This window comes from Citrobacter sp. C5_2 (genome assembly GCF_014596845.2).
Classification (GTDB): domain Bacteria; phylum Pseudomonadota; class Gammaproteobacteria; order Enterobacterales; family Enterobacteriaceae; genus Citrobacter; species Citrobacter werkmanii.
In genome coordinates, this window is the sequence record NZ_CP115032.1 from 1,901,760 (window position 1) to 1,919,946 (window position 18,187).

At 54.3% G+C, this 18,187-nt stretch carries 11 protein-coding genes; 3 read left to right on the plus strand and 8 right to left on the minus strand.

Going from position 1 to position 18,187, the window contains the following annotated elements:
* Positions 1-108: 108 nt before the first annotated feature.
* Genes baeR through ICA20_RS09180 form a run of 6 tightly spaced genes read right to left on the minus strand, consistent with a single transcriptional unit; the run spans position 109 to position 11,084 of the window.
* Positions 109-831 (minus strand): two-component system response regulator BaeR, encoded by a 723-nt coding sequence (gene baeR, locus ICA20_RS09155; protein WP_038641831.1) that lies wholly within the window; start codon positions 829-831, stop codon positions 109-111.
* Positions 828-2,231 (minus strand): two-component system sensor histidine kinase BaeS, encoded by a 1,404-nt coding sequence (gene baeS, locus ICA20_RS09160; RefSeq protein ID WP_038641829.1) that lies wholly within the window; start codon positions 2,229-2,231, stop codon positions 828-830. The genes baeR and baeS overlap by 4 nt, the downstream gene beginning before the upstream one ends.
* A complete protein-coding gene (locus tag ICA20_RS09165) occupies positions 2,231-3,637 on the minus strand; it encodes an MFS transporter (protein ID WP_038641826.1) in 1,407 nt (468 codons plus the stop codon). The genes baeS and ICA20_RS09165 overlap by 1 nt, the downstream gene beginning before the upstream one ends.
* Entirely contained in the window at positions 3,634-6,714 is a 3,081-nt protein-coding gene (gene mdtC / locus ICA20_RS09170) for a multidrug efflux RND transporter permease subunit MdtC (RefSeq protein WP_038641823.1), read from the minus strand. Before mdtC ends, ICA20_RS09165 begins: the two co-directional genes overlap by 4 nt.
* A complete protein-coding gene (locus ICA20_RS09175) occupies positions 6,715-9,837 on the minus strand; it encodes an MdtB/MuxB family multidrug efflux RND transporter permease subunit (protein ID WP_038641821.1) in 3,123 nt (1,040 codons plus the stop codon). It abuts the gene before it with no gap.
* Positions 9,837-11,084, minus strand: a complete 1,248-nt coding sequence (locus tag ICA20_RS09180; protein WP_038641818.1) for an MdtA/MuxA family multidrug efflux RND transporter periplasmic adaptor subunit — start codon at positions 11,082-11,084, stop codon at positions 9,837-9,839. Before ICA20_RS09180 ends, ICA20_RS09175 begins: the two co-directional genes overlap by 1 nt.
* A 279-nt stretch (positions 11,085-11,363) precedes the next feature.
* Here ICA20_RS09180 and ICA20_RS09185 point away from each other — a divergent pair, with 279 nt between their 5' ends.
* A complete protein-coding gene (locus tag ICA20_RS09185; RefSeq protein ID WP_106672390.1) occupies positions 11,364-11,423 on the plus strand; it encodes a type I toxin-antitoxin system Ibs family toxin in 60 nt (19 codons plus the stop codon).
* A gap of 99 nt (positions 11,424-11,522) precedes the next feature.
* On the opposite strand, the gene yegD is transcribed toward ICA20_RS09185, so the two are convergent.
* Complete coding sequence (yegD, locus tag ICA20_RS09190; protein ID WP_038641815.1) at positions 11,523-12,875, minus strand: molecular chaperone; 1,353 nt, start codon at positions 12,873-12,875, stop codon at positions 11,523-11,525.
* A gap of 136 nt (positions 12,876-13,011) precedes the next feature.
* Here yegD and alkA point away from each other — a divergent pair, with 136 nt between their 5' ends.
* Positions 13,012-13,881 carry a DNA-3-methyladenine glycosylase 2 gene (gene alkA, locus ICA20_RS09195; RefSeq protein WP_038643249.1) on the plus strand — a complete coding sequence of 290 codons (870 nt, stop codon included), beginning with the start codon at positions 13,012-13,014 and terminating at the stop codon, positions 13,879-13,881.
* On the opposite strand, the gene ICA20_RS09200 is transcribed toward alkA, so the two are convergent.
* Positions 13,849-17,178, minus strand: a complete 3,330-nt coding sequence (locus ICA20_RS09200; RefSeq protein WP_038641812.1) for a diguanylate cyclase — start codon at positions 17,176-17,178, stop codon at positions 13,849-13,851. The genes alkA and ICA20_RS09200 overlap by 33 nt on opposite strands.
* A 316-nt stretch (positions 17,179-17,494) precedes the next feature.
* On the opposite strand from ICA20_RS09200, the gene udk reads away from it, so the two are divergent.
* Positions 17,495-18,136 carry a uridine kinase gene (udk, locus tag ICA20_RS09205; protein WP_003036776.1) on the plus strand — a complete coding sequence of 214 codons (642 nt, stop codon included), beginning with the start codon at positions 17,495-17,497 and terminating at the stop codon, positions 18,134-18,136.
* The last annotated feature ends 51 nt before the right edge of the window (positions 18,137-18,187 follow it).

Here is an 18,187-nt window from a genome sequence, read left to right on the forward strand (position 1 = left end):
AGTGCCCCCATATTAAGGGCGGGCATTGTAGCGCTGAGGGGCGGGCAGGTAAAGTCATTGTGCTGGTGGTCGCTTCGCCTTACCCGATATCATTTGGACTATCGCTGATTACGCAATTCGGCACGCATCGGCTTCCCAGCGATACCCTACGCCATACACCGCGCGGATAAATGACTGCTCCGCATCCAGCGATTCCAGCTTGCGTCGCAGGTTCTTAATATGGCTGTCGATGGTTCGATCGGTAACGACGCGGTAATCGTCATACAGATGGTTGAGCAACTGCTCGCGGGAGAACACTTTTCCCGGCTCATGTGACAGCGTTTTGAGTAAGCGGAATTCCGCGGGCGTTAAGTCGAGCATTTTCCCCCGCCACGACGCCTGAAAACGACTTTCGTCGACAATCAGCGGGCTGTCTGCATCCATTTGTTGCAGTTCGCGCTGAGGTTTACAACGACGCAGGATCGTCTTCACGCGAGCGACGACTTCGCGCGGGCTGTAGGGTTTACAAATATAATCATCCGCACCAATCTCCAGTCCCAGCAGGCGATCAATCTCTTCGATTTTTGCGGTTACCATCATGATGGGAACTTCAGAGAAACGGCGAATTTCACGACACAGGGTCAGGCCATCGGTGCCGGGCAGCATCAGATCCAATAAGATCAGATCGGGCGGCGTTTGACGTACGTAAGGCAGAACCAGATCGCCATGGCTGATGAGCGTAGGCGCGTAGCTTGCCGCCCGCAGATAGTCGATAAGCAGTTGTCCCAGCTTGGGTTCGTCTTCCACGATCAGAATACGCGGCGTGTTTTCATCAATGGGTAACTCTGTCATACATCTCTCTGTAAATCGCGTTCGAGCGGTAGCTCTACTGTAATGCTAACCCCGCCAAAAGGCGAATGGGCGGCGTGGATCAGACCATTATGCGCCTGGACGATATTGACGCAAATCGCCAGCCCCAAGCCGGAACCTCCGCTGGCGCGGTTACGCGAGCCTTCGGTGCGATAAAACCGTTCAAACAGCTTATGCAATTGTTCTTCACTCACGCCGGGAGCGGAATCCGCGAAGGTTAATAACACCATGCGTTCACGTTGTTCGGCGCTGATATGCAGCCCACCGCCGCTGTCGGTATAGCGCAGGCTGTTTTCCAGCAGATTGTTGAATAATTGCATCAGACGATCTCTGTCGCCAAATACCGTCATGCTGTCCGGGAGAGAAAGTTGTATCGTCAATCCACGACTGGCAAAGCGTTCACGAAATGCACCGCTTGCCACTTCCAGCAGGGGAATAAGATCCAGCGATGTTTTCTGATAGGCCAGCGCGCCTTCATCGGACATGGAGAGCTGATGAAGATCGTCCACCAGTTTGGTGAGCGTTGCGACTTCTGCCTGTAAAGAGGTAATGGAGTCAGGGGTAAACTGGCGTACGCCATCCTGAATGGCTTCCAGCTCGCCGCGTAGCACCGCCAACGGCGTACGCAGTTCGTGAGAAATATCGGCCATAAAGTCACGCCGCATCTGCTGGTTTTTTTCCAGTGTACTGGCAAGCTGGTTGAAGTCTTGCGCCAGTTTGCCCAGCTCATCGGTACTGGTCGGCGCAACGCGGGTAGTGAAATCGCCTGCCGCCAGTTTATGCGTGCCTTCCACCAGTCGCTTGACCGGGGCCAACAGGCTGCGCGCCAGCGTAAACGTTGCCAGCGCCGCCAGAATTGTGGAGAGCGCGACGATAAGCCAACTGGAGCGTCTTTGCTGCATGTCGAAATTGATATCCGTATTTCGCGTTAAGCGCTCTACGGGAGAGGCAATCACGGCACCCACTTCGCTACCGTTGACGCGGATAGGATGGCGCATACCGTCGTGAGGGACCGGAGCGCGCGGGCCGACCAACACGCGAGCGTTTTGATCAACAACCCAAAATTGGGTACGCCAGCCGTGCGGCGGCATGCCGGGACCGGGTTTATCATCGTCGTTGTCGTGTTCAAATGAGCGCAGGATCTGAAAAACAAAACGATCGTTATTGCGTAAGAACCGCCAGTTGCCATGCTGCTCATACTGCTCGCTCAACGCGTCGCTGAGCATTTGCAGACGCTGCTCGTTACCGTGTTTGATATAGTCAATAAAACCCCGTTCGAAGCTAATGCGTACGGCCCAGTGCATACTGATCAGCAACACGATGCAGGTGGCGAAAATCGCCAGAAACAGTTTGCCGGTAATACCGGGCCGCCAGAACTTCATCAGGTGCTCCTTCTGCGCCGTGAAATCACCGCGTTAGTTTGCGTGTCGTTCGGCACGCGGGCAAAAATAATGGCGGGCAGCGCAATAATGAATGCAATGCACAGCCAGGTATACATAAAGACGGTATGCGTACTGCCGCTGTCGATATGCTGCTGGCCAAACATACCTAGCAACAGGCCAGCGATAGTCACCCCGATACTCATCGACAATTGCATGATCATCGACAGCAGGCTGTTGCCGCTGCTGGCGAGATCGTCTGGCAGGTCTTTAAGCGTAAGGGTATTCATGGACGAAAAACGCGTTGAGTTGACCATTCCCTGTAAGAACAGCACCAAGGGCAGGGCGTAATACCAGCCGAGCAGCGCGGTGGTCATCAGCAACAGGCTGACCAGCGACAGGCCAAGCGTTGTGGCGATCAGTACGCGACGGTAGCCAAAGCGGTTAACGACCTGTACCACAATGCGCTTCATGCTCATACTGCCGAGCACCATCGGGACCATCATCAGCCCGGCATGAAAAGGTGAAAAACCGAGGCCAATCTGTAAAAACACCGGCGTCATAAACGGCAGCATACCGCTGCCGATGCGTCCGGCAAAACTGCCGAGCAGACCTAACGAGAAGGTTGGTGTGTGAAACAGATTCAAACTAAACAGCGCGCGTGGATTACGATGGGCGTGTTTCAGATACAGCGCAATAGCCAACACCCCGCAGATAACCAGCGCTGCCAGCGTAATACCGGAGATGCCGGTTCCTTTACTGCCATCGAGCGCCACCGTTAGCACCGCCATGCCGACCGCCAGCATCGCGAATCCCGAAAGATCAAAGCGTCGCGTTTGCATCGTGTAGTTGGGCATCAGCATTAACGTTGCTATCGCGCCAACAATACCAACCGGAATGTTCAGCAAAAATATCCAGTGCCAGGAGGCATACTCAACCAGAACGCCGCCTAACGCCGGACCCAACAATGGGCCAATCTGACCGGGTAACGTGACAAACGTCATCGCCGCCATATATTGCTCACGCGGGACGATTTTCATCACCGTTAGCCTGCCAACCGGCACCATCATCGCGCCGCCAACGCCTTGTAAGACGCGCGCCATCACCAGCTCGTTGAGCGTGCCGGACCACGCGCAAAACAGTGAGCCAAGCGTAAACAGGATGATGGCGGTGAAGAAGATATTGCGCACGCCAACTTTATCGGCCAGCCATCCGCTGGCAGGCAGCATTACGGCAACGGTTAATACATACGACACAATGACCATATGCATATGTAACGGGCTTTCTCCGAGGCTGGCGGCCATCGAAGGAAGCGCGGTATTGACGATGGTGGTATCCAGCGACTGCATAAAAAAGCCAAATGCCACAATCCAAAGTTGCCAGCGGGTGCTGTCGGGAAGTTCTGTCATAACTCGGCTACCGGTTTGCTATTTTTACGCGAAAAACGCAGACGCAGACGGTCGAAAAAGAGATACACCACGGGCGTGGTGTACAGCGTCAGGAGTTGACTCACTACCAGCCCGCCGACGATGGTGATCCCTAATGGCTGGCGCAGTTCGGAGCCATCACCTGCGGATAACACCAGCGGCAGCGCGCCAAACAGCGCAGCCAGCGTGGTCATCATTATTGGGCGAAAGCGTAACAGGCAAGCCTGGAAAATGGCTTCCTCCGGTTGCAACTTACCGTTTCTCTGCGCTTCCAACGCAAAATCGACCATCATGATGGCGTTTTTCTTCACAATACCAATTAATAGCATGATCCCTATCAGGGCGATTAGGCTGAACGGGGCATTGAATAGCTCCAGTGCCAGTAACGCCCCGACGCCCGCTGAAGGCAGTGTGGAAAGAATAGTCAGAGGGTGAACATAACTTTCATACAGCATACCTAACACGATGTAGACCGTTGCGATGGCCGCGATAATCAGGATCACCTGCGAGTTCATGGTGTCCTGAAAGACCTGCGCGGTACCAGCAAAACTACCGCGAACCGTTGAGGGCACGCCAAGCTGGGTCATCGTCCTGTTGATGGCCTCTGTCGCTTCAGAAAGTGAAGAGCCCGTCGGCAGGTTAAACGACACCGTTGACGCGGCGGACAAGCCCTGATGATTCACCGACAGCGGAGCATTCGCCGGTTGCCATTTGGCAAAGTACGATAACGGGATCGCCTTACCGTCATTGTTGATGACGAACATTTTGTCCAGCGCGCTGATGTCCTGGGTATAGCGCCGATCGACCTCCATCACGACTTTGTACTGGTTCATAGGCTGATAAATTGTCGAAATCTGCCGTTGCCCGAAAGCGTTATTCAACAGGCTGTTGGCGGCGGCAACATCGATTCCCAGACGGGACATGGTGTCGCGATCGTAAATCAGATTCATCTCCGCGCCATTGTCCTGCTGATCGGAGTTGACGTCCGCCAGTTGGGGCAGGGCGGCTAACGCCTTACGAATTTTAGGTTCCCATTCACGCAGCGCCGCCAGATCGTCGGACAGCAGTGTGTACTGATAGCTGGCGTTGGCCTGGCGTCCACCGACGCGAATATCCTGCACTGCCATCAGAAACAGATTCGCGCCCGGCTCTTTTGCCAGCGCGACGCGCAGGCGGTCGATCACCTGTTGCGCGCTTTCACGGCGTTCATCGCGTGGCTTGAGGGTAATAAACATCATCCCGCTATTGACCCGGGAACCGCCGGTGAAGCCAGTGACATTATTCACCGCCGGATCGTCGCGGATGATCTGCATAAAGTCCTGCAGTTTGCCGCGCATCGCCTGGAAAGAGATGCTTTGGTCAGCCTGGATCCCACCCATCAATACGCCTGTATCCTGCTCAGGGAAGAAGGTTTTCGGGATGGAAATGTAGAGCCAAATGTTCAGCGCAATGGTACCGAGTAATACCACGCCCACCAGGCGCGTATGGCGCAGTACCCATTTAAGCGATGTGCCGTAACTCTGTTGCAGCGCTACCAACACGCGACCAAATCCCCGCTTACGCGTCTGGGCGCGCGGGGCGCTGGATTTAAGCATCCAGCCGCACATCATTGGCGTTAATGTCAGCGACACCAGCAGGGAAATGCCGATGGCAACCGACAGCGTGACGGCAAATTCGCGTAACAGCCGCCCCGGCAGGCCGCCCATCAGCAGCAGCGGCAGAAACACTGCTACCAGTGACAGGCTCATGGAGAGCACCGTAAAACCGACTTCGCGCGTGCCTTGTAACGCTGCCTGAAGTGGTTTCATTCCGGCTTCCAGATGGCGGGCAATATTTTCCAGTACCACGATGGCGTCATCGACGACAAAACCCGTGGCAATGGTTAGCGCCATTAACGACAGGTTGTTCAGGCTGAATCCGCACAAATACATGGCGGCAAATGTGCCGATTAGCGAGACCGGAACCGCGACGGCGGGGATAAGTGTTGCGCGTCCGGAACGCAGAAAGACAAAGACCACCAGGATGACCAGCGCCACAGAGATAATCAGCGTCTGTTCAACTTCCTCCAGCGAGGCGCGAATGGTCGGAGAGCGGTCCTGGGCAATTTGCAGGTCGATGGCGGCCGGGACCAGGGCTTGTAACTCCGGTAGTTTGGCCCGGATGCTGTCTACCGTCTGAATGATATTGGCTTCCGGTAGTTTGCGGATCATCAGCAGGATGGCCGGTTTGGCATTGGTCATCCCCGCATTGCGCACGTCCTGCACCGAGTCGCTCACCGACGCAACGTCACCTAACCTCACCGCAGCGCCGTTATTGTAGTGGATGATAATGGGTTGGTATTCGGCTGCCGTTTTTAGCTCATCGTTGGTTTGTACCTGCCAACGATGTGTTTCACTCTCGATAGCTCCCTGCGGCTTACGCACGTTGGCGTTATCAATTGCGCTACGCACGTCGTCGAGTGAGACTCCCTGGTTAAACAACGCTTGCGGGTTGAGTCCTACACGCACGGCGGGCAGAGAACTGCCTCCCACATCCACGTCACCGACGCCGTCGATTTGCGCGATGGTTTGCGCCAGTTGGGTCGAGGCGAAATCGTACAACTCACCCTGAGAATACGTATCAGAAGTGAGCGTCAGGATCATAATCGGCGCGTCGGAAGGGTTGGCTTTGCGGTACGTTGGGCGACTGGGCATTCCGCTTGGTAGCAGGCTTTGTGCGGCGTTAATCGCGGCCTGAACGTCTCGCGCAGCGCCGTTGATGTCACGGTCGAAATTAAATTCGAGAATAATGCGTGTGCTGCCAAGCGAACTGCTTGAGGTCATTTCATTCACGCCCGCGATGCGGCCCAGAGAGCGCTCCAGCGGGGTGGCGACGGAGGAGGCCATCGTTTCAGGAGATGCGCCGGGTAATGAGGCGCTAACCATAATCACCGGGAAATCCACCTGCGGCAGCGGGGCCACCGGCAGCAGACGAAAGCCCAGTATGCCGCACAGAGTGATGGCCACAGAAATGAGAATAGTCGCCACCGGACGATGAATGAAAAGCGCGAAAAATTTCATTTACGCTTCCTCTTCCTGACGTGGGAAACGGCTTTTCACATACAGCGACAAACGATCAAACAGCAGATAAATCACCGGGGTGGTGAACAGCGTTAATACCTGGCTTAACAGCAGACCACCGACCATACCAATCCCTAATGGACGGCGTAATTCAGCACCCACGCCGGTACTTAACATCAGGGGCAACGCGCCCAGCAGCGCCGCCAGCGTGGTCATCAGGATCGGGCGAAAACGCAGTAGACAGGCCTGGAAAATAGCTTCACGCGGCGCCATACCCTGTTCGCGCTCTGCGGCCAGGGCAAAGTCGATCATCATGATGGCGTTTTTCTTGACGATACCGATGAGCAAAATAATGCCGATAATCGCAATGACGTCCAGTTCGCTGCCGGCAATCATTAACGCCAGCAGTGCGCCAACGCCTGCCGTGGGCAGCGTGGAGAGAATGGTAATCGGGTGAATAAAGCTTTCATACAGCACGCCGAGTACGATATACATCGCGACAACCGCTGCCACAATTAGCCAGATAGTGTTGCCCAACGCGGCCTGGAAGGCCAACGTACTGCCCTGGAACTGGGTGGTAATGTTCGCTGGCAGGTTAAGCGTTTTTTCGGCATCCAGAATCGCCTGTACCGCATCGCCCAATGAATAGTCGTCTGGCACATTGAACGAGATGGTTGTCACCGGGAACTGATCGAGATGGTTAATCGACAGTGGGGCAAAACGCTGTTCAATGCTGGCGATAGCGCTGAGCGGCACCACGCCGCCGTCGCTACTGGTCAGACGAACAGTGTCCATGGCCGCAAGCCCTGGCGTCGTGTTGGTGTCATGTTCTAACACGACGCGATACTGGTTTGCCTGCGTATAGATGGTTGAAATCAGGCGCTGGCCGAAGGCGTTGTACAGGGCGTTATCGACATCCGCCATGCTGATGCCTAAACGGCTGGCGCTGTCGCGATTGACGTTCACATAGGCTACCAGCCCTTTGTCCTGCCAGTCACTGCTGACATCAGACACCTGCGGAAGCTGTTGTAGCTTTTCCAACAGTTGGGGAACCCAGGTGCTGAGCGCATCCAGGGAGGTTGCTTGCAGCGTGAATTGATATTGCGTCCGGCTGACCTGAGTGTCAATCGTCAGGTCCTGCGTAGGCTGAAGATAGAGGTCGACGCCGGGAACGTTGTTTACTGCCTCTTGTAACCGCGCGATCACTTTCTGCACGCGATCGTCACGTTCATCCAGTGGCTTAAGGTTGATTTGCATACGTGCGCTGTTTAATGCCGGATTGGTGCCGTCCACGCCAACAAAAGCGGTCAGGCTCTCAACCGCCGGATCTTGCAGGATGACATCTGAAACCTGACGCTGACGCTGGGCCATGCTGGCAAACGAACTGGACTGCGGTGCCTGCAGCGTGCCCTGAATGATGCCGTTATCCTGTACCGGGAAGAATCCTTTTGGAATAAAGATCCACAGCATGACGCTCAGCGCCAGCGTGCCAAGTGCCACGCTGAGCGTCAGCCACGGATGGTTGAGCACCTTTGCCAGCCAGTGGCCGTACCCGGCGATGACGCGATCAAACATCCGTTCCGAAGCGCGAGAGAAGCGGTTCTGTTTACGTAACGATGCCTGGCTGAGCATGCGGGCGCACATCATCGGCGTAAGGGTGAGCGACACCACCGCAGAAATCAGGATCGCCACGGCCAGCGTTACGGCAAACTCGCGGAACAATCGCCCGACAATATCGCCCATAAACAACAGTGGGATCAGCACGGCGATCAGCGAAAATGTCAGAGAGATGATGGTAAAACCAATCTCGCCCGCACCTTTCAGGGCGGCGGTCAGCGGTTTTTCGCCTTTTTCGATATAACGTGAAATGTTCTCAATCACCACGATGGCGTCATCCACCACAAAACCGGTGGCGATGGTTAGCGCCATTAAGGTCAGGTTATTGATAGAGAAATCAAGAAATACCATGACCGCAAAGGTGCCGATTAGCGACAGCGGAACGGCGACCGCGGGTATAATCGTCGCCGGGATATTGCGCAGAAACAGGTAGATAATCATAACAACCAGCGCAATCGCCAGCATCAGCTCAAACTGGGTATCAGCTACGGATGCACGAATATTGGTTGTACGATCCGAAAGCACGCTGACTTTTACTGATTTAGGCAGGCTTTCAGTGAGTTGCGGCAGCATTTGGCGGATGCTGTCAGCAGTGGAAATGATGTTTGCCCCAGGCTGGCGCTGAACATTCATCACAATGGCTTGTTGCTTATTGGCCCATGCGCCCAGCCAGCTATTTTCTGCCCCTTGCTCCACGGTCGCGACATCGCCCAGACGTACCGGCGCACCGTTTTTATAGGCAATAATCAGCTGACGATATTCATCTGCAGACTGCATCTGGTCGTTAGCTGAGAGGGTGACGGCGCGCGTTGGGCCATCAAGACTGCCTTTGGCCGAGTTGACGTTGGCGCCGGTAATTGCCGTACGGATGGTTTCGCTGGTCAGACCGAGCGCGGCAATGGCCTGCGCATTAAGCTTGACGCGGACGGCCGGACGTTGCCCACCGGAAAGCGTTACCAGACCCACGCCGGAAACCTGAGAGATTTTCTGTGCGACGCGGGTTTCGACCATATCTTCCACCTGCGTCATCGGCATGGCGCTGGAGGTGACAGCCAGCGTCATGATTGGTGGATCCGCCGGGTTTACCTTGCTGTAAACCGGCGGGTTGGGCAGATCGTCCGGTAATAAATTGGTCGCGGCGTTAATTGCGGCCTGTACTTCCTGCTCGGCGACATCCAGCGGGAGCGTCAGTTGAAACTGCAATGTCACGACCGAGGCGCCGCCGGAACTTTGCGATGACATCTGTTTTAAGCCGGACATCTGTCCAAACTGACGTTCAAGCGGCGCGGTCACTGCCGAGGTCATGACGTCCGGGCTGGCGCCGGGGTAGAGCGTTACGACCTGAATAGTGGGGTAATCCACTTCCGGTAAGGCGGCAATCGGCAAGAAACGATAACCGATAATACCGGCTAACAAAATGGCGACCATCAGCAGCGTGGTGGCGACGGGGCGCAGAATAAACAGGCGCGATGGGCCGCCTGAGTTGCCGGGTGGTAACACCTGCATCAGGAGTTAGCTCCTTTTTTGCCGTAGCCGCGCGGCGCAGTTTTCTCGTCTGTCACTGAGGCGTCTTGCCCCTCCACGACTTCAACTTTTGCCCCTTCCGTCAGGCGGTCAATACCGTCGGTCACCACGCGATCTCCTGCGGACAGCCCGGCGGTAATCACCACTTTCTGGCTATCCTGGATACCCGGTTTCACCAGGTGTTTACTCACCTTATTGTCGCTGTTCAGCACCCAGACAAAGTGACCTTCATTACCCATTTGCAGGGCGGCCGTGGGGATGACTACGGCATTTTGTTCCGTATCGACCAGCATGCGGGCGTTAACGAACTGGTTCGGGAATAAGGCATCATCCTGATTGTTAAACCGGGCCTTAACTTTGATGGTTCCGGTGCTCGTGTCGATCTGATTGTCGAGACTCAGCAGGACGCCTTCGCTCAGTTTTTGCGAATTAGTACGGTCCCAGGCTTCGACTTTCAGCGGGTTTCCCGATTTTTGCGCCCGTAACACGGTGGCGATGTCGTTTTCAGGTAAGGTAAATATCAGGTCGATAGGATGGGTTTGTGTAATGACGACGATACCGGTGGTATCGCCGCTGGAAATCTGGTTGCCAACATCCACCTGCTTCAAACCGACCCGACCATCGACAGGGGCAGTTATACGGCTCCAGTCGAGCTGCAATTGGGCGCTGGCGACGCTGGCTTCATCCGCTTTGATTGTCCCTAACGTCTCATTTACCAGCGCCTGTTGGGCATCCAGCTCCTGGCGGGAGACCAGATTGGTTTTTACCAACTGCTGATAACGCGCAAGGTCGCGACGGGCATTCGCCAGCGTGGCTTTATCTTTTGCCAGTTGCCCCTGCGCCTGAGCCAGAGCAACTTTAAACTGGCTGGGGTCTATCTCTGCCAGCAGGTCGCCAGCTTTTACCTGTTGCCCTTCCTCGAAGTGTAACGCGATGAGCTGGCCATCTACCCGGCTTCGCACCGTAGCGGTATTGGCGGCAGTAATGGTGCCTAGCCCCGTCAGATAACGTGGAACGGCTTCCTCGGTGGCGGTGGCAGCCTGAACGGGAGCCAACGGCCCGGAACGCATACCACGACGCCCAGCCCCTGGCGAGTGCTGTGCTGGTTTGGTCGCGCCTGGTGCGGTTCCCTGGGGTTCACTGCGGCTTTGCCAGAACCAGAATGCGGCGATGGCGGCCACGACGATCACAATTGCTATCACCCAGCGGGATTTGTTACTGCCTTTCATTGTTATGAGTTTCTCATCCTGAAACGATTCGCGGAATGATACTAGTTTAGCCAGCGAACAAGGGAGAAAAATGGAGGAATTATGAAACACTGTCGGGATTCGTCTGAATGCTGACGCGGCTTTGCGAGGTATTACGCAACATTAAGCGGTGAAAACGGCGAACAAGAAATAGTGCGTTAGAGTGCGTTCAAGGCAAAAAGGAGGTAAGCCAGAGATTTCAGCGGGACGCTGGAACGGGAAAGCCCCTCACGAGGAAGGGGCCAAAATAAGGAAAGGGTTATGATGAAGTACGTCATCATACTGGTGATACTCTTAGTGATTAGCTTACCGGCTTACTAAGACACCAGGGGGAGGGGAAACCTTCCCTAACCCTCACTCCTGAAAATAAGCTACAGCTAAGGTGATGTCAATACACGTCCTTTTCAGCATGCGAGCGGCTTAGCGGAAAACAACCTCAGCCCAGCGGGCCAGTCCGGCGGTGACGGAACCGAAATCATCGCCACCGGCAATTGGGATCCCCGGAAGCTGCTCTGCGAGAGCTTTTTTGATCAACGGCGAACGCGCGCTGCCGCCGGTCAGGTAAATCACGTCCGGTTTTTCCTGCGCGTTTTCCAGCGCCAGTTGAACCTGCTCGAGAATGCGCACCAGGGGCTGATTGAGCGCGGCTTCCAGTCCGTGTTGGCTGATATCGGTGGCCAGCGTTTCACTGATAAACGGTATCGCCGCCGTAACGATGTTCTGGTCGGACAGTGCGATTTTGCTCTCTTCTGCGCTGCGTACCAGGCGGTAGCTCAGACGCTCGCGCCAGACTTTGAGCAACAGGGCGACTTTATCGGCTTCCCGGGCGTCGCGCACAAGATCGTTCAGTAAGCGTCCGTTGGCGCTACTGTAGAACTCACTTTGCGCGGGGACATCGTTAATCGCGACCGCGTTCCACCAGGGCAGAATAGGTAAGGCGATGCCTTTTTCCGTTTCTCCACCCATGCCGAGGAGCGGCATCAAGTGTTTAAATGCCAGCGCAATGTCCAGATCGTTCCCGCCTACGCGGCAGCCGCTGTGCCCCAGCAGGCTATTTTCGCGATCGGCGCGTTGATGCCATTGCGGCCCCATCAGCAACAATGAACAGTCGGTCGTACCCCCGCCAATGTCCACGACCAATACGCGTTTTTCTTCCTGCAGCGTGGCTTCGTAATCCAGGCCAGCCGCTACCGGTTCGTATTGAAAAACGACATCCTGAAAACCAGCGCGTTTTGCCGCACGTTCAAGAATCCCCTGCGCTTGAGCATTGGCGTCATCGCCGCCTAAACCCTGGAAGTTGATTGGGCGACCAATAACGGCCTGGGTGATGGCTTCCGGCAACTGGCTTTGTGCCTGATTACGAATATGCAGCATCATGGCGCAGACCAGATCCTCAAACAGCGCAACCTGCTGCGGTTTCAGACCGCTGGCACCGAGAAAGGATTTTGGTGATTTAACGAAGTACACCTCTTCCGGATCGTCAATATAGTGACCCAGTGAAGCCAGACCGAACTGCACGCTGTTGGCATTCACCTCAATATCTTCTTCGCGGTTATAGCGCATCGCACGACGCAGCAGCGCCTGCGTTTCGTCATCCGTGGTTGGCACGTCGTGATGGCGATACAGCCATTCGCTGACCGCTTCGCGCGTTGGCGCACACAGCATTGAGGGCAGAAGCGTGCTGTTGTTTTCCATTTTGAGCAAGTGTGGCTGCCCGTCTTGCATAACGGCCACTGAACAGTTTGCCGTACCGTAGTCAAAACCAATAAACACCGTAAAAATCCCCATGCCAGTGAAGAAGGGGCGTGACTTTAACGAAATGTCGACGTCCCGACAACTGGAATATGAAAGCAAGGCGTATCGTTTGAATACCGTTTATGCTGTAGGTTTGCTTGAAAAGGAAAACGCAATGTTCACGCTGAGTTGGCAACCGCCTTATGACTGGCCCTGGATGCTGGGGTTCCTGGCCGCCCGTGCGGTGGAAGGGGTAGAAACCGTGGGGGATCTGCGTTATGCCAGAAGCCTGACTGTCGGGAATCATCGTGGTCTGGTGCGCGTGATACCGGATCTACACACCCATCAACTATACGTGACGTTGAGTCCGGGGCTACAGCCGGTTGCCGCAGAGTGTCTGGCTAAAATGACGCGCTTATTCGATCTTACCTGTTGCCCGCAGCAAATCGTCAGCGCGCTGGGAAGCCTTGGGGCAGCGCGTCCGGGACTGCGTTTGCCGGGCAGTGTTGATGCGTTTGAACAAGGAGTACGGGCGATTTTAGGGCAGTTAGTCAGCGTAGCTATGGCGGCGAAACTGACGGCGAAAGTGGCGCATACTTATGGGGACACGCTGGAGGATGCGCCAGAGTATGTGTGTTTTCCCACCCCTGAAGCGCTCGCTGATGCCGATCCATTACACCTGAAAGCGTTAGGGATGCCGCTCAAACGCGCTGAAGCGTTAATTTATCTGGCTCGCGCGACGCTGGATGGAACGCTTGCGACACAAGCGCCTGCCGATATCGAGCAAGGCGTCAAACATCTGCAAACTTTCCCCGGCATAGGGCGCTGGACTGCCAACTACTTTGCGCTGCGCGGCTGGCAGGCGAAAGATGTTTTTCTGCCGGATGACTATCTCATTAAACAACGTTTTGCCGGCATGACGCCCGCCCAGATTCGGCGGTATGCAGAGCGCTGGAAGCCCTGGCGCTCCTATGCGTTATTACATATCTGGTATACGGATGGCTGGCAGCCGTCAGTTGATGGCGAAATTACTGGTATTCAGTAGCAGATCCAGCGGTTGGGCGTCGGCAATGATATCGCCATAAATCATATCAATCCCGATGCCAGAAAGCGCATCCATGATTAGCGGCAACTGCACCGGACCAGCGATGGTTTTAATGTCCAGACGCTGAGCATGGCCCTGGATAATGGACACCCACATTTCGTCGATCAAGTTACCGTGGACACTGGCGCTTAGCTCGCTGTCGAGTAGAAGGTAATCAACCATGTGATACTTCAGGTTGTCAAAAAGATCTAAATCGCGACCGACATGACTTAAAATAATTCGACATCCGCACTGTCGCAGTCGATGTAGTGTGGATATAGCCTGCGTTGGGTTTGTTTTTATCACGTTAGACGGAACGGTCAGGTGCAGCAGTCGTGGTGGTAACGGACTTCTTTGCAGTTGCCCCAGCAGTTCGTCAACAAGTTCTGTATTCAGCAATCCGGCGGCGGAAAGGGGCAGGGCAATGCTGAGTCCCTTACTGGCGACGGCCGGGGCTGCACTCTGGAAGAACTCGGTAAATACCCGGCGGTCAAGCGCCTGATTCAATGTAGAATCGACCAGCCCGGCACGGAAAGCGTGCTCTTCAATAATTTCTCCCTCAGCTGTCCCTAAGCGTAGTGAGAGCAGCCAGAAGCTAAACGTCTCTGGTATACGCGGGGAGGCCACGCCCCGGGCGATGATTAACATTGGATTGTGCGTAATGGTGTGTCTTTGTTCATCCAATGACAGTTGGCTTCGCGCCGCATGGGCCTCGCTTTGCTGGGGTTCATAAACGCAGACTCGCCCACGTCCACTGTTCTTCGCCGCATAACAGGCTATATCCGCCTGGGACATGACGTCACTCGCGACATGGTTTTTTTCATCAATTAGCGTAATTCCCGCACTGGCGCCAATACGGTGCAAGCGTCCATCCCACATAAAGTGGTAATCGTTGATGGCGCTGATGATGCGACCTGAGATAAAGCGGGCGCTTTCGATATTACAATCTGGCAGCAACAGACCAAACTCGTCACCGCCAAGGCGCGCCAGCATATCGCTGGAACGCAGCATGCTGAGCATCAGTGAAGAGAGTTCGCGTAGCAGGGCATCGCCTGCGGCGTGACCAGCGCTATCGTTTACGGCTTTAAAACGATCGAGATCGATAAAAACCAATGCATGACGTTGGTGCGTGTCGTGAACCGTATGCAGTAACTGTTTTAGATGATTTTCGAAGCTGACCCGGTTTGCCAACTGCGTCAGATCGTCATGAGAGGCGCTGTAGCTAAGCTGGCGCAGCATTTTACGTGACTCGGTGACATCCTGAATCACCAGCACCGAGCCAATGCTGCCGCCATCGAGTGTGCTGAGGGGGGTGATGCTGTACTGAATGTCATAACTGTTGCCGTTGCGACAATGCAGGACGACTTCCTGCTCGATGGCCGTACGCGACATGTCAGCGCTGTAGATATTCTCCATCAGCGGTCCGTTGTCGCCGAAAGTAATACGGAGTACCGTCAGCAGCGGAATGCCGATGGCGCTTTCCTGCTGCCAGCCGCTCATCTTCTCTGCGACCGGATTCATAAAGGTCACGTTCATATCGACATCAATACAAATCACTGCTTCGCCAATCGAATCCAGCGTAATGTGCAGACGTTCTTTTTCCTGATACAACGCTTCGTTAAGCTGCTTCACCTCGGTCATATCCATATTGATGCCAAGGAAGCGTTCAACTTCGCCATCTTTATTCAGTACCCGGTTTGCCAGTGAGCGGATGTGCCGCACGCCATCTTTGACCGCAATACGAAACTCGAGCTTAAAGGGGGCCCGTGCGGCCAGCGAATCACGAATGACATTTTTAGCATGTTCACGATCTTCGGGCACAACGCAGTCATACCAGACTTGCCAACTGGGTTTGATATGCGCAGGGACTTCATAGAGATCAAACATGCGCTTATCCCAACTGATGACGTCAGGCTGCAGCTCCCATTCCCAGATGCCAATTCCCCCGGCTTCATTGGCGAGGGTAATGCGCTCCATCAACCGTTTATTAATCCACTCGGTATGCTTCAGATCGTTAATATCCTCAACCTGCGCAATAAAGTAGAGTGGGGTATTGTCGCTATTACGCACCAATGAAACGGCCAGCAAGGCCCAGACGACATCACCGGAGCGCGTGTAATAGCGTTTTTCCATGGAGTAGCTGTTGATTTCCCCGCGCGCCAGCATATCCAACTGTTCGAGATCATTGTTCAGATCTTCCGGCCAGGTTAATTGCTGGAAGGTTAGCGAACGTAGCTCATCCTGGCTGTAGCCCAGAAACTGGCACAACGCTTTATTCGCCTGGAGCCATTGCCCCTCGGTCCCCACCAGCGCCATACCAATCGCGGAATATTCCATGGCATTGCGAAAGCGCGATTCGCTTTCAGAGATATGTTTGCGTTCGGCCCGAAACGCGTACATCACCATCGTCATCATATTGGCCGGCAGCAGGATCATCAAAAACGGCAGCCAAGGCAGGCTGGTCGTCAAGTTGGGTTTTGGGATGTAGAGCAGCGAAGGGTCGGCGGCCAACATCATCGAGACCATCATTACGGTGCTGAGGAAAATTAAAAATGCCTCCATTCGCGGCAGACGAACAGCGCTCCACATCAACAGGACGATAACGCAGGTAAAAGGCCATGGAAGATACATCATGGACAGCCAACTGAGCGTCAAGGTCACCAGAAGTGTGATGACGGTTTCAAGCAGTAACCGTGGGTCGCGGTGGCGGAGCAGATAATGGGGCTTAAACAGCAAACCTAACGGCACCAGCGCCAGCGCGCCTATGGACTCTGACAGCACCCAAATAAGAAAGGTATTTAACGAGGTTTCCTTTGGCAGCAATAACCACAGTAGCAAGCCGCCCAACACGGGAGGAACCACGGCGCTGCCAAAAGCCAGGCGCGCCCAGTCGTTGAGATTTTGTAAGGGGTTGTACCAGGGCAGCAGTTTACGCAATAGCATTGCGCCAACGACAGCCTCAATAATGTTGATAGCCGTATAGGTGAAGCTAAGCGATTCACCGGGGAAGAAGAGTAAGGACGCGCCGATATTACCAAATGAACAAGCCAGCGCAATTCCCGGCCACATCTTTCCCGCATGACGGTAAAAAGCCACCATCATGATTGACGTTGGGAACCAAAGCGGCGCCAGCTGCGCGCCGAAACGTGACAGTTCCAGCGAGAATAGCGTAAAAATAAAAGCCACCAGACCTAAACTGGCCATGCGCAGTAGAGGATGAGGTAAGGTAACTAAAACATGTTGGGATTGTTTACTCATTACCACTCTACCCAAATAGCCGATGTTGTCCGGGAGATATGCCGAATACATCTTGTTTAATCTGCGATTATGCTAGTACAAATAATTTACAATTTATACGCCAGCTGCGCATAAATTAACACTCTCAAGCTATTAATTCCTAAGGCTGATAGATAAATTTAGCACCTGCTTTAAAACTGATCATTTTAATTTGCGACAAGGAAAGCATTGGCGCAGGCTGGACTGGCATCGCGCCGCTGAAATCCCTATAATTGCCGCGTTTGGCGTTTCGACGCCGCCCTTCCTTAACATCCAGGTTAATCAGGTCGCTAAATTTATGACTGATCAGTCCCATCAGTGCGTCATTATCGGCATCGCCGGCGCATCGGCTTCCGGCAAGAGTCTTATTGCCAGCACGCTTTACCGCGAATTACGTGAACAAGTCGGTGACGAACATATTGGCGTTATTCCCGAAGACAGCTATTACAAAGATCAAAGCCATCTGTCGATGGAAGAACGTGTAAAAACCAACTACGACCATCCGAACGCGATGGATCACAGCCTGCTGTTTCAACATCTGCAGACGCTTAAACGCGGAAGTGCCATTGAACTACCCGTTTACAGTTATGTTGAGCATACACGCACGCAAGACACTATTCATATCGAACCCAAGAAAGTGATCATCCTGGAAGGCATTCTGCTGCTGACAGACGCGCGTTTGCGTGACGAGATGAACTTCTCTATTTTTGTTGATACGCCGCTGGATATATGCCTGATGCGCCGTATTAAACGGGACGTGAACGAGCGTGGCCGTTCCATGGATTCGGTGATGGCGCAATACCAAAAAACCGTACGTCCAATGTTCCTGCAATTTATTGAGCCTTCAAAACAATACGCCGACATCATCGTGCCGCGCGGGGGTAAAAACCGCATCGCCATCGATATTCTGAAGGCTAAAATCAGTCAGTTCTTTGAATAAGTTCAGCGAATTGTGTACCGTTCAGTGATAACCTGGCTCACCCTTAACGCG

Excerpts from the sequence above, each read along its gene's own strand:
- alkA (WP_038643249.1), top strand. The coding sequence starts at position 13,012 with ATGTTCACGCTGAGTTGGCAACCGCCTTATGACTGGCCCTGGATGCTG.
- baeR (WP_038641831.1), bottom strand. The coding sequence starts at position 831 with ATGACAGAGTTACCCATTGATGAAAACACGCCGCGTATTCTGATCGTG.
- ICA20_RS09200 (WP_038641812.1), bottom strand. The coding sequence starts at position 17,178 with ATGAGTAAACAATCCCAACATGTTTTAGTTACCTTACCTCATCCTCTA.
- ICA20_RS09165 (WP_038641826.1), bottom strand. The coding sequence starts at position 3,637 with ATGACAGAACTTCCCGACAGCACCCGCTGGCAACTTTGGATTGTGGCA.
- udk (WP_003036776.1), top strand. The coding sequence starts at position 17,495 with ATGACTGATCAGTCCCATCAGTGCGTCATTATCGGCATCGCCGGCGCA.
- mdtC (WP_038641823.1), bottom strand. The coding sequence starts at position 6,714 with ATGAAATTTTTCGCGCTTTTCATTCATCGTCCGGTGGCGACTATTCTC.
- baeS (WP_038641829.1), bottom strand. The coding sequence starts at position 2,231 with ATGAAGTTCTGGCGGCCCGGTATTACCGGCAAACTGTTTCTGGCGATT.
- ICA20_RS09180 (WP_038641818.1), bottom strand. The coding sequence starts at position 11,084 with ATGAAAGGCAGTAACAAATCCCGCTGGGTGATAGCAATTGTGATCGTC.
- ICA20_RS09175 (WP_038641821.1), bottom strand. The coding sequence starts at position 9,837 with ATGCAGGTGTTACCACCCGGCAACTCAGGCGGCCCATCGCGCCTGTTT.